This is a genomic window from Streptomyces sp. NPDC005496, assembly GCF_042872045.1.
In the GTDB taxonomy this organism is placed as follows: Bacteria; Actinomycetota; Actinomycetes; order Streptomycetales; family Streptomycetaceae; genus Streptomyces.
The window spans coordinates 742,039-753,686 of record NZ_JBIAJQ010000001.1; the positions used below are offsets into that span (position 1 = coordinate 742,039).

Annotated in this window: 11 protein-coding genes; 9 read left to right on the forward strand and 2 right to left on the reverse strand. The window is 74.4% G+C overall.

Annotated features, from left to right (window positions below; genetic code table 11):
- Positions 1-33: 33 nt before the first annotated feature.
- From ACFYQQ_RS03420 to ACFYQQ_RS03460, 9 genes are all read left to right on the forward strand, one after another.
- The gene (locus tag ACFYQQ_RS03420; protein WP_355795686.1) at positions 34-870 is read left to right on the forward strand and encodes a PPK2 family polyphosphate kinase; all 837 of its coding nucleotides are present in this window, start codon (positions 34-36) and stop codon (positions 868-870) included.
- 104 nt (positions 871-974) lie between these two features.
- Entirely contained in the window at positions 975-1,832 is an 858-nt protein-coding gene (locus ACFYQQ_RS03425; RefSeq protein ID WP_356174501.1) for a polysaccharide deacetylase family protein, read from the forward strand.
- Positions 1,833-1,878: 46 nt separating this feature from the next.
- The gene (locus tag ACFYQQ_RS03430) at positions 1,879-2,076 is read left to right on the forward strand and encodes a hypothetical protein (protein ID WP_356174498.1); all 198 of its coding nucleotides are present in this window, start codon (positions 1,879-1,881) and stop codon (positions 2,074-2,076) included.
- 253 nt (positions 2,077-2,329) lie between these two features.
- The gene (locus ACFYQQ_RS03435) at positions 2,330-3,064 is read left to right on the forward strand and encodes an aminoacyl-tRNA hydrolase (protein ID WP_356174495.1); all 735 of its coding nucleotides are present in this window, start codon (positions 2,330-2,332) and stop codon (positions 3,062-3,064) included.
- A 120-nt stretch (positions 3,065-3,184) separates the two neighbouring features.
- Positions 3,185-3,976 (forward strand): DUF4142 domain-containing protein, encoded by a 792-nt coding sequence (locus tag ACFYQQ_RS03440; protein WP_355785826.1) that lies wholly within the window; start codon positions 3,185-3,187, stop codon positions 3,974-3,976.
- 197 nt (positions 3,977-4,173) lie between these two features.
- Positions 4,174-5,718: a DUF692 family multinuclear iron-containing protein gene (locus ACFYQQ_RS03445; RefSeq protein ID WP_388903184.1), complete on the forward strand. Its 1,545-nt coding sequence runs from the start codon at positions 4,174-4,176 to the stop codon at positions 5,716-5,718.
- Positions 5,719-5,956: 238 nt separating this feature from the next.
- Positions 5,957-6,748 carry a DUF4142 domain-containing protein gene (locus ACFYQQ_RS03450; RefSeq protein ID WP_355786012.1) on the forward strand — a complete coding sequence of 264 codons (792 nt, stop codon included), beginning with the start codon at positions 5,957-5,959 and terminating at the stop codon, positions 6,746-6,748.
- Positions 6,749-6,791: 43 nt separating this feature from the next.
- Positions 6,792-7,562 (forward strand): TIGR04222 domain-containing membrane protein, encoded by a 771-nt coding sequence (locus ACFYQQ_RS03455; protein ID WP_356174490.1) that lies wholly within the window; start codon positions 6,792-6,794, stop codon positions 7,560-7,562.
- A gap of 122 nt (positions 7,563-7,684) precedes the next feature.
- Positions 7,685-9,379 (forward strand): alpha/beta hydrolase, encoded by a 1,695-nt coding sequence (locus tag ACFYQQ_RS03460; RefSeq protein WP_388903188.1) that lies wholly within the window; start codon positions 7,685-7,687, stop codon positions 9,377-9,379.
- On the opposite strand, the gene hemQ is transcribed toward ACFYQQ_RS03460, so the two are convergent.
- A complete protein-coding gene (hemQ, locus tag ACFYQQ_RS03465; protein WP_355794162.1) occupies positions 9,328-10,047 on the reverse strand; it encodes a hydrogen peroxide-dependent heme synthase in 720 nt (239 codons plus the stop codon). The two genes, ACFYQQ_RS03460 and hemQ, sit on opposite strands and share 52 nt — an antisense overlap.
- 4 nt (positions 10,048-10,051) lie before the next feature.
- The gene (gene hemG / locus ACFYQQ_RS03470) at positions 10,052-11,527 is read right to left on the reverse strand and encodes a protoporphyrinogen oxidase (protein ID WP_356241957.1); all 1,476 of its coding nucleotides are present in this window, start codon (positions 11,525-11,527) and stop codon (positions 10,052-10,054) included.
- Positions 11,528-11,648 lie beyond the last annotated feature (121 nt).

The following is an 11,648-nucleotide window of genomic DNA, read 5'->3' on the forward strand; positions in this document are numbered from 1 at the left end:
GGCAAGAAGCGGGACGCGGCCGAGGCGACGCCGCTGCGCGAACTGCTGCGCGTCCCCGCCGGGGCCCGGGTCGACCTCTCCTCGTACGACACGAAGGGCGGCGCCGGCGGTCCTTCGGACAAGGCCGCGGGCCTGGAGGACATGGCCCGCATGGGAGAACGGCTCGCCGACCTCCAGGAACGCCTGTACGCCTCGGCGACGGCGGGTGACCGGCGCCGGGTCCTGCTGGTGCTCCAGGGCATGGACACCAGCGGCAAGGGAGGCACGGTCAAGCACGTCATCGGGCTGTTCAACCCCTCCGGCTGCCGTATCCGGGCGTTCAAGGCTCCGACCCCGCAGGAGCGCAAGCACTCCTTCCTCTGGCGGATCAGGAAGGCGCTCCCGCAGCCCGGCGAGATCGGCATCTTCGACCGCTCGCACTACGAGGACGTCCTGATCGGCCGCGTCCGCGAACTGGCTCCGCGGACCGAGATCGAGAGCCGCTACGGCCAGATCGACGACTTCGAGAAATCCCTCGCGGACGACGGCGTGACCATCGTCAAGTGCTTCCTGCACATCTCGTACGAGCAGCAGCGCCGGCGGCTGCTGGCCCGTCTCGACAACCCGGACAAGCACTGGAAGTTCAGCCCCGCCGACATCGACGAGCGCGGTCTGTGGCCCGCGTACCAGGAGGCGTACGAGACCGCCCTCGAACGCTGCTCGTCCGTTCCCTGGCACGTGATCCCCGCCGACCGCAAGTGGTACCGCAACTGGGCGGTCAGCAAGCTCCTCCTCGAACACCTGGAGGCCCTGGACCCGCAGTACCCGAAGGCCGACTTCGACGTGGCGGAGTGCCGCGAGCGGCTCCTGGGGCAGACACCGGGCGCCTGACGGCGGGACCGGACGGACAGCCGGGCGGGTGACTTCCCCGCCCGGTCCGCACGGCACGTACCGTAACGGACAGATAGTCACATTTACGTAGTTATTGTCGTCCGGTGATCATTCCTGTACGACGCATCGCCGCCGTCTGCGCGCTGGGCGCCGCCCTCGCCGCCTGCGGATCGGCCGCGGGCCCGCGGACCGCCGAGCCGCCGGCGCGGTCCGCCCGCCCGTCGGCGGCCGGTCCCGCGCTCCCCCCGACCCTCGCCCCGGGCCCCGCCGGACTCACGCCCGTCTTCGAGAACGGCCCCCGCACGCGGGACCGGACCGTCGCGCTCACCTTCGACGCCGACATGACCGCGGACCAGGGGGCGCGCGCCGCCTCCGGTGAGCGCTTCGACAACCCCGGGCTGATCACCGCGCTGCAAGAGCTGAAGGTGCCGTCCACGGTGTTCATGACGGGGCGGTGGGCCGACGAGTACCCGGGCGAGGCCAGGTCCATCGGACGGGACCCGCTCTTCGAGGTCGCCAACCACTCCTACAGCCACCACGCCTTCACCGGCGACTGCTACGGCCTGCCGACGGTGCCGGAGGACCGGATGCGGTCGGACGTGGAGCGGGCCTTCGCCGCGTTCCGCCGGGCCGGCGTGCCGGACCCCAAGCCGTACTTCCGGTTCCCCGGCGGGTGCTACGACCGGCGGGCCCTGCGTGCCCTGAGCGGGGCCGGTGTCACCGCCGTGCAGTGGGACGTCGTGAGCGGGGACGCGTTCGCGACGGACGCCGACGCGGTGGCCCGGCAGGTGCTCGACGGGGTGCGGCCCGGTTCCGTCGTCGTCATGCACTGCACCCGCAGCGCCGCCCCGACGACCGAGCGGGCGGTCCGGACGATCGTGCCCGAGCTGCGGAAGAAGGGGTTCAGGTTCGTCCGGGTGTCCGAACTGATCGGCGCGGCGACGGGCGCGCACCACTCCTAGGTCCGGCCCCCGCCAGCAGGTGCCGGGACCGTTCTACGCTGGAGGGATGAGCGACTACTGCGGCACCGGAGCGGACTCGGAGACGGCACCCGGCGCGGCCCCGGCCGAGGCGGCGGGCGGACCGCCGTTCGCCGAGTGCGTGCAGTGCCGGAAGCCGACCGAGTACCCGGAGTCGTACCGCGGGATCACGCTGTGCCCGGTCTGCGAGTGGCAGGAAGCACAGCGCGCCGCCTGTTCCGGCTGACGGCAGAGGAGCCGGTCGGAGCGGGCCGCCGTGAGGTGCGCGCACCGGACCGTGGCCGCGTACGGAGCCGGGACGGCGTGACCCCGTCCGGCGCGGACGCCCTCGCACCGGCGTTCCGGAGCCCCCGTCCCTCGTGCCGGGGGCAGTGGCCGGACGCCCCAAGGTGGCGGTGCGGGTCGCGCGAACGGCGTCCGCTCCCCCGGGCCCGACCGCCCACCGAGGTGCCGATCTTGCGCCTGGCAGACTGGAGGGCGTGACCAGTGACCCGCGCCCAGCCGAACCCACCCCCGCCGGCGACAGCCCCTTCCGCTCCGAGCGCACCGCGCGCGACGAGGCGCCGCAGTTCGTGCTGCCCCTGGTCGTCCGCATCGAGAAGACCGCGCCCCCGGCCCGCACCGACGCGCTGGAGACCGCGGCGCGCGCCGTGCTCACGATCCTCGGCGACGAGCGGTCGCTCGGCGACGGGGAGTGGGCGCAGCTCATGCGGGACTGGCAGGACGCCCGGATCCGCAAGGTGGTGCGGCGGGCGCGCGGCGCCGAGTGGCGGCGAGCCGAAACCCTGCCCGGCATCACGGTGACCGGCAAGTCCGCCGAGGTCCGCGTCTTCCCGCCGGTGCCGCTGGACGGCTGGCCCAAGGACCTGGCCCGCCTCCAGGTCTCCGGCACCGACCTCGACGACCCGGAACCGCCGTCAGGCGCCGACCCGACGGCGCCCGTGCTGTGGCTGAGCCCCGACCTGGACATGTCGGCCGGCAAGGCGATGGCGCAGGCGGGGCACGGGGCCCAGCTGGCCTGGTGGGAGCTGTCGGACGAGGAGCGGGCGGCCTGGCGGGACAGCGGGTTCGCGCTCTCGGTCCGCACGGCCGCGCCCGCCGACTGGAGCCGGCTCACCGCGTCCGGGCTGCCGCTGGTGCGCGACGCGGGCTTCACGGAGATCGCGCCGGGGTCGTGCACCGTGGTCGCCGACCACCCCGCGCTGCGCCGCTGACACACCGGCCCGAACGATCGGCCGAGTCGACTGAACAGCACGGCCGTCCCGTACGTACCTCCTGACACTGGCCAAGCACAGGTTCCCAACGACCAGTTGGCATGTTCCCGGGAGGTTCATTTGCGGCGTATCAACGGTACGGCCCTCGTCATCGCGGCCCTCGTCGCCACCGTCGGCGCGCTCGCGTTCCCCGTGTGGTCGTACGCCGACCGCTCCGGCACGGGTCCGGCGAATCTCGCCGCCGGGACGGTGAACACCCAGTGGGGCCCCCTCTCCGCCTCCGACCGCGACCTGATCGTGCGCGTACGCCTCGCCGGGCTGTGGGAGCTCCCGGCCGGGCAGCAGGCGATCGAGCGGGCCCCCACGAAGGCGATCAAGGAGGCGGGCGACCACCTCATCGTCGGCCACACCGACCTCGACAAGCGGGTGCGGATCATCGCGGCCCAGCTCGGCGTCGAACTGCCGAACCAGCCGAACGAACAGCAGCAGGGCTGGCTCGACGAGCTGACGGCCGCTCAGGGCAAGGACTACGAGCGCAAGTTCGCGAACCTCCTGCGGTCCGCGCACGGCAAGATCTTCCCGGCCATCGGAGCGGTACGGAACAGCACCCGCAACACGCTGGTGCGGCAGCTCGCCTCGGACGCCAACCAGACCGTGCTCGATCACATCACGGTGCTGGAGAAGACCGGCGAGGTCGACTTCGACGCCATCGCCAACGACACGGCGGCCGGGGCGACCGCCAGCCCGACGGGGCCGCCCCCGCCCACCGTCGGGTCGTCCCCGGCCTCGGCGCCGCCCGCGGTGCCGTCCGGTGACGTCGACGTGTCGTCGAGCCCGTCGCCCGCGGCGCCCGGCGAGGTCAACACGAGCCGCCCCGACCCCACCGGCGACCCCGCCGGCGAAGTGCGATGACCGGGCGCTGATGCCCGCCGGGGGGCCCTCGGAACCTCAAATGTTGCTCTGAAGGTCCCCCCGGACGGGTTGGGCCCCGGTTCCCGGGGCCATCACCCCGTCACGCCGGAACAACCGGCCGGTGGTGGGGAACCGTCGCAGTCGACGGCACACGGGGTCCGGCCGGACGGGACGTGAACGCACAGGGGGGCAGGGACATGGAGCAGCTGGGGACGGGAATCGGCTGGCGTCCGGAGATCGCGGACGCCGTGGAGCGCATGCCCGGCATCGACTGGGTCGAGGCCGTGGCGGAGAACGTGTGCCCCGGGCACCTCCCCGAGTCGCTGCTCCGGCTGCGCGAGCGCGGTGTCACGGTCGTGCCGCACGGGGTCTCGCTGGGGCTCGGCGGCGCGGACCGGCCCGACGAGTCCCGCCTCACCGCCCTCGCCGAGCGGGCGCTGGCGCTGGGCGCGCCGCTCGTCACCGAGCACATCGCCTTCGTCCGCGCGGGCGGCCCGCTGACCGCGTCCCCGCTGCTGGAGGCCGGGCACCTGCTCCCCGTCCCGCGCACCCGGGACGCGCTGGACGTGCTGTGCGAGAACATCCGGATCGCCCAGGCCGTACTGCCCGTCCCGCTCGCCGTCGAGAACATCGCGGCGCTGGTCTCCTGGCCCGGCGAGGAGATGACCGAGGGGCAGTTCCTGTACGACCTCGTGGACCGCACCGGCGTACGGCTGCTCATCGACGTCGCGAACCTCCACACCAACCACGTCAACCGGGGCGAGGACCCCGCGAAGGCGCTGGACGAACTGCCGGTGGAGGCCATCGCCTACGTCCACGTCGCGGGCGGGTTCGAGCGCGACGGCGTGTGGCACGACAGCCACGCCCACCCCGTCCCCCGGCCCGTGCTCGACATCCTCGCCGACCTGGCCTCCCGGGTGTCGCCGCCCGGGGTGCTGCTGGAGCGGGACGAGAACTTCCCCGCCCCCGAGGAGCTGGAGCGGGAACTGACCGCGATCCGCGACACGCTGCGGACGGCGGCCCCCGTCGCATCGGGCGCCGGGGCGACCCGCGTCGCGGTCGGCGCCGGGGCGACCCGGACTCCCGCACCCCTCGGACCCACGGCCCCAACCCGGCCGACCTCGCCGACCTTGCCCCTGCCGTCCCCCGAGCCCGCCGTCGTGCCCGAGCGCGTCTCGACGGCCGGTCCCGTCTCCGCGCCGGAGCCGGTCTCCGTGGCCGAGCGCACCGCCGTGGCCGAGCCGGTCTCCGCACCCGAGCCGGTCTCCACGTCCGTAACCGAGCCGGTCGCCGTGCCCGTCACGGTCGGCGCGGGCGGGGTCGGCGGGCCGGCGCGGCAGCGGCTCGCGCTCGCCCAGGCCGCGCTGCTCTCCGCGCTCGTCGCGGGCACGCCGGTCCCGGAGGGCTTCGACCGGGTCCGCCTCGGCGTGCAGGCCCGGGCGCTCGCGGCCAAGCGCGCGGACGTGGTCGCCAAGGTGGCCCCGGAACTGCCCGGGATCCTCGGAGCGGCGTACCGGCCCGCCTTCCTCGCCTACGCGCAGCGGCACCCCATGACGGGCGGCTACCGGCAGGACGCCCTGGAGTACGCCGAGCACCTGCTGCTCGCCGGGCGCCCCGAGGACGCGGAGACCCGGCGCCGGCTGCGCGACTGGTGGCTGGACCGGTCCGGGCCCGCCCCGCGCTCCGCGCGCCCGGCGGCCCGTATCGCGCGGGCCACCCGCCGGGTCCTGCTGCGCCGCTGAGCCGGTCCCGGGCGCCGAGCGATGTGCCCGGGCTAACACCACCGGCGGCTCTCACGTGGCCCGTCGACGACTTGTGCCGGATTGCGGTGTTCTGCGGATGGACATATCCACCGCATCCGGCGTCCGCGCACCCCCGCTGAACCCGTTTTCCCTGTACGGCAGTTGGCGTATGGACCGCAGTAATATGCCAATCCGCACCCGAAGCGCACTAGCGTGCGGTGCCGCAACAGGAGGCACCATGCGATCCATCAACCGAAAAGGACTGGTCAGTGGAACCGGGCTCGTCATCGCGGGCCTGACGGCGACACTCGTCGCGCTGCTCTTCCCGATCTGGTCCTACGCGGACCGCTCCGGCACCGGGCTGGACACCCTGAACGCACAGACCGTGTCGACGCGGTTCGGGCCGCTGTCCGGGCTGGACCGGGAGTTCATCACCAAGGTCCGGCTGGCCGGCCTCTGGGAGCTGCCCGCCGGCCAGCAGGCGCAGGAGCGCGGCACCACCCAGGCCGTACGGACCGCCGGCGAACACCTCATCGAGGGCCACACCTTCCTCGACGCCCGCGTGCGCAACGTCGCCGCGCGGCTCGGACTCGAACTGCCCAACCAGCCCAACCCGCAGCAGCGCGAGTGGCTGGCGACGCTGGCCGCGGCCCACGGGACCGACTGGGACCGGGAGTTCGCGAACATCCTCCGCAAGGCCCACGGCAAGGTGTTCTCGGTCGTCGCGCAGGTCCGCGCGAGCACCCGCAACAGCCTCGTGCGCGACCTGGCCGACGACGCGAACACCACCGTGCTCGACCACATCAAGGTCCTCGAAGCCACCGGTTACGTCGACTTCGACGCCCTCGCCGAGGACGCGGCCACCGCCGCCCCGCCGCCGCTCACCAACTCCCCCGCCCCGCCCGGCCCCACGGCCTCCCCCAGCCCGCCGGTCCCGGTGACGCCCTCCCCGGGCTACCCGCTGCCGCCGGCCGCCTCCAGTCCCCGGTCACCGGAGGACTCCGAGGACGGCACACCGTCCACATCGTGAATACGGTGTGGCGCTCCCGGCCCGTGTCGCATAGAAATCCGCCATGTTCTGGGTCCTCCTCCTGCTCCTCGCCTGGGTCGCGACCGGCTCGGCCTGTGCCCGCCTGTGTCTGGTCGCCGTGCGCGCCGCCGCCGTGGACGAGCAGGCGGGCCGCGGACACGATCTGACGCTGTACGAGGCCGCTTTCCTGTCCGGCGGCCCCGCGCGGGTCGCCGATCTCACCCTGGTGTCGATGGCGCGCCGGCGCCGGCTGCTGCTCGCGCACACCGGCTGGGTGACCGTGGTGGACCCCGACGGGCGTGACGACATGGAGCGTTCGGTGCTGGGCGCGATAGGTCCGCGGGGGCAGTCGGAGATAGCGCCGGTGCGCAGGACCGCGGCGACGGCCGAGGCGGTGCGCCGGCTCGCCGACCACCTCGTCGCGGCCGGGCTCGCCGTGCCGGACGGGGCGCGCACGACGGTCGCCGGCGCCGTCCGCCAGGTCCGGGCCGCCGCCGCGGCCGTCCTCGCGCTGGGTGCCGTCGCCCTGCTGCTGCCCGGTCAGGACCCGGGCGACCGGGGGCTGGTCGCCCTGTGGTTCGCGTTCCCCCTCGTGCTGGCCCTGAGCTGCCTGGCCATCGCCCGCATCGAGGTCCACCCGTACACCCGCTGGGCCTCCCCGGCCGGTCAGCGGCTGTTGGGCGGCCTGTCCCGGCACTCCTCCGCCACGGGCGACGACCGTACGTACCTCACCGCCGTGGCCGTCCGGGGCGTCCGCGCGATCGGCGAACCGGAGCTGCGCGCGGCCTTCGCCCACCGGGAGCGCCCCCGCTAGGCGTGTCCCCGAGGGGGCGCATCGGGGGCATCGGGGCCGACACCGGCCGGGCGGTGCTTTACTTCGCCGTCCGCCGACCGAAACATCCCTTCTGTCGCTGCCGCGCACCGAAGGGATACGCGATGAGAGCCACCGCCCTCTGTTCCGCCGCCGGGTCCGTGCTCCTGACCGCCCTCGCCTCCGCACCCGTCGGCGGCCTGCCCGCGGACGCCGGGTACCGCCCGGCCCTCGCGGACTCCGCCGAGACCCGCGGCACCGCGCTGGCCGCCCGCCGCGCCGCAGCCGCCGGCATCCGCTTCGGCTCGTGCTCAGGCGACCAGGAGATGCCCGGCGCCCTGCGGTGCGGCACGGTCACGGTGCCGCTGGACTACGCGCACCCCGACGGCAAGCAGATCAGACTGACCGTCAGCCGCGCCGAGGCCACCGCCAGGGACCCGCGCGACCCGAAGCGCCCGGTGCCGCGGCAGGGGGCACTCGTCTTCAACCCCGGTGGTCCCGGCGCCTCGGGCATGTACTTCCCGCTGGTCGGTCTGCTCCCCGAGTGGAAGCGGATCGGGGCGGCCTACGACCTCGTCGGCTACGCCCCGCGCGGAGTCGGCCGTTCCGCGCCGCTCTCCTGCCGGGACCCCCGGAAGCTCTCCCGGGGCCCCTCGCAGGCACCGACGTTCCCCTCCGAGTCGTACAAGAAGGAGCGCGTCGCGGAGGCGAAGGCGTACGCGCGCGGCTGCGCCCGCAAGGGGGGCGCCGGGCTGCGCCACTACACGTCGCTGAACAACGCCCGTGACCTGGACGTGCTGCGCGCCGCGCTCGGCGAGAAGAAGCTGACCTTCATGGGGGCCTCGTACGGCACCTACTTCGGGGCGCTCTACGCGACCCTGTTCCCGTCGCACGTGCGCCGCATGGTCTTCGACTCGGCGGTGAACCCCGATCCCGAGCAGATCTGGTACCGCACGAACCTCGACCAGTCGGCCGCCTTCGAGAGCCGCTGGGCGGACTTCCGCGCCTGGATCGCCCGGCACGACGAGGTGTACGGCCTCGGCCGCACCGCCCGGGAGGTCCTGCACAGCTACGAGAAGGCCCTCGCGCGCCTCGCCGCCGCACCGGCGGGCGGCAAGGTCGGCCCCGGGCAGCTCCAGGGGGCGTTCCTCCAGGCCGGGTACTACGACGACTACTGGCCGCAGCGCGCCCTGGCCCTGTCCGCCTACCTGAAGGGCGATCCGAAGCCGCTGGTCCAGCAGGCGGGACCGTATCCGGAGGCGGCCCGCGAGCAGGAGAACGCCCGCGCGGTCTACACCGCCGTCGAGTGCAACGACGCCCCCTGGCCGACCGACTGGCGCGTCTGGGACCGCGACAACACGGACCTCGCCCGCGTGGCGCCCTTCGAGACCTGGGACAACGTGTGGGCGAACCTGCCGTGCGCGTACTGGAGCGGACCCCGGCAGCGGCCGCTCGACGTGCGCACGCTCCCCGGTGAACTGCCGCCCACGCTGATCCTGGCGGCCGAACTCGACGCGGCCACGCCGTACGAGGGTGCCCGGGAGCTGCGCCGGCGGCTGTCCGGCTCGGCCCTGGTGACCGAGCGGGGCGCGGGCACGCACGGCATCGCGGGCGGGCCCAACCGGTGCGTCAACGGCCACCTGGACGCGTATCTGCTGGAGGGCCGGCTCCCGCTGTACGGCGCCGACTGCGCCCCCCGTGCGGAGCCGAGGCCGGTGGCGCCGGGCAACCGCGCGAAGGCGGCCCCCGGCGTCCCGTGGCGTGCCGGTCAGGCCAGGCCGGCGACCAGTTCGGCGACGTCCTTGCGGCGGCCGGTGTAGAACGGGACCTCTTCGCGGACGTGCATCCGGGCCTCGGAGGCACGCAGGTGACGCATGAGGTCGACGATGCGGTAGAGCTCGTCGGCCTCGAAGGCGAGGATCCACTCGTAGTCGCCCAGGGAGAACGAGGCGACGGTGTTGGCGCGCACGTCCGGGTAGCCGCGCGCCATCTTGCCGTGGTCGGCGAGCATGCGGCGCCGGTCCTCGTCGGGCAGCAGGTACCAGTCGTAGGAGCGCACGAACGGGTAGACGCTGATGTAGTTCCGGGGCGTCTCGTCGGCGAGGAACGCCGGGATGTGCGAGCGGTTGAACTCGGCGGGGCGGTGCAGCGCCATGTTCGACCACACCGGCTCCAGGGCGCGGCCCAGGCGGGTGCGGCGGAAGAGGTTGTACGCCTCCTGGAGCTGGTCGCTGGTCTCGGCGTGCCACCAGATCATCAGGTCCGCGTCGGCGCGCAGCCCGGACACGTCGTACGTGCCGCGGACGGTCACGTCCTTCGCGGCGAGCTGGTCGAACAGCTCCTGGACCTCTTCGGCGTAGCCCGCGCGGTCGTCGGGGAGGACGTCACGGAGCTTGAAGACGGACCACAGCGTGTAGCGGATGACCTCGTTGAGGTCCTTGGCCAGCTTGCCCTTGTTCGGGATCTTGGCGGGGGCGTCGTCACTCATGGGGCTATTCTCCCGCGCCGCCGTGCAGACTCTGCACCGGGTTCGCGCTCAGCGCGTCCAGCCCGCCGCGGTCGCCGCCGAGCGCGTCGACGGCGGCGTGCGCGCTCGCGATGCAGGCGGGGATGCCCACTCCGTCGTACGCGGCGCCGCAGACGGCGAGGCCGGGGAGTGCGGCGACGTGCTCGCGGACGCGGGCCACGCGCGCGTGGTGTCCGACGGGGTACTGCGGCAGGCCGTCGTACCAGCGCGTGACGCGGGTGGCGACGGGCGCGGCGGACAGACCGGTGGCCTCCCGCAGGTCGTGCCGGGAGACGTCGACGAGGTCCGCGTCGTCCCGGTCGAGCACCTCGCTCTCCCCGTACCGGCCGACGGAGGTCCGCACGACGAGCAGGCCGGGGTTCTCCTCGTCGATCCAGGCCCACTTGCGGGAGGCGAAGGTGGACGCCTTGATGGTGCGCCCGTCGACGGGCGGCACCAGGAAACCGCTGCCCTCGGGCAGTGCGGCGTCCCGGCGGCGGTAGGCGAGGGTGATGAGCGCCATGGAGGCGTACTCGACGGCGGCCAGCTCGGCCGCGGCGGCGGGCGCCTCGGTGCGCAGCAGGGCGGCTGCCGCCGGCGCGGGCAGGGCGAGCACGACGGCGTCGGCGTGCAGGACCCGGTCGCCGGCGACGATCCGCCAGCGGGCTCCCGGCCGTTCCAGCGGGCCGGTGCGGCGCAGCTCCGTCACCGGTGCGCCGGTGACGATGTCACCGCCCCGGGCGCGGACCGACTCGGCGACCGCGAGCGGCAGTTGCCCCACCCCGCCGGTGACGCCCATGAACACCGGCCCGGTCTGCGGGCCGCGGGCGGCCTTGTCCTGGATGTCCCGGACGGCCTCGGTCAGCGAGTCGTGGGCACGGGCGGCCCGGAAGAGCTGCGGGACCGCGGAGCGCATCGAGATGCGGTAGGCGTCGCCCGCGTACACCCCGCCGAGGAGCGGTTCCACGAGGCGGTCCACGACCTCCCGGCCGAGCCGTTCGGCGACGTACGCGCCCACCGCCACGTCGTCGCCGATCTCCGTGCGCGGCAGCTCGGCGTCGCGTTCGATGCGGCGCAGTCCCTCGTCCGACAGCAGTCCGGCGAGGGCGGAGGCGGTGCCGGGGACGCCCATGACGTGGCCCTTGGGCATGGGCCGCAGGGCGCCGCGGGTCCAGATCGAGGCCGTGGCGGTGGCGGGCGGTGCGAGCCGGTCCGCGAGGCCCACCTCGCGGGCCAGCGCGACCGCCTCGGGGCGCCGGGCGAGCATGGACTCGGCGCCGAGGTCGACCCGGGCGCCCGCGATCTCGCCGGGCAGCAGCTTCCCGCCCAGCCGCTCGGAGGCCTCCAGGACGGTCACCTCCACGCCGGCGGCCAGCAGCCGGTGGGCCGCCGCCAGTCCCGCGATGCCGCCGCCGACGACGACGGCCCGGCCCGAGCCCGTACGAGTGTCCTGTGCACGCATGCCCCCACCCTCTCAGACCCCGCGGACGGTCCCCGCGCGAGCCCGGTGTCCCCCGCGAGTCCTTTCCGTGACCGCATCGGAACCGGATCCGGCCAACGTCCCGGCCCGCCCGGGCGTCGAA

Coding starts and splice junctions, on each gene's coding strand:
- ACFYQQ_RS03430 (WP_356174498.1), top strand. CDS start 1,879: ATGAGCGACTACTGCGGCACCGGAGCGGACTCGGAGACGGCACCCGGC.
- ACFYQQ_RS03445 (WP_388903184.1), top strand. CDS start 4,174: ATGGAGCAGCTGGGGACGGGAATCGGCTGGCGTCCGGAGATCGCGGAC.
- ACFYQQ_RS03450 (WP_355786012.1), top strand. CDS start 5,957: ATGCGATCCATCAACCGAAAAGGACTGGTCAGTGGAACCGGGCTCGTC.
- ACFYQQ_RS03455 (WP_356174490.1), top strand. CDS start 6,792: ATGTTCTGGGTCCTCCTCCTGCTCCTCGCCTGGGTCGCGACCGGCTCG.
- ACFYQQ_RS03460 (WP_388903188.1), top strand. CDS start 7,685: ATGAGAGCCACCGCCCTCTGTTCCGCCGCCGGGTCCGTGCTCCTGACC.
- hemQ (WP_355794162.1), bottom strand. CDS start 10,047: ATGAGTGACGACGCCCCCGCCAAGATCCCGAACAAGGGCAAGCTGGCC.
- hemG (WP_356241957.1), bottom strand. CDS start 11,527: ATGCGTGCACAGGACACTCGTACGGGCTCGGGCCGGGCCGTCGTCGTC.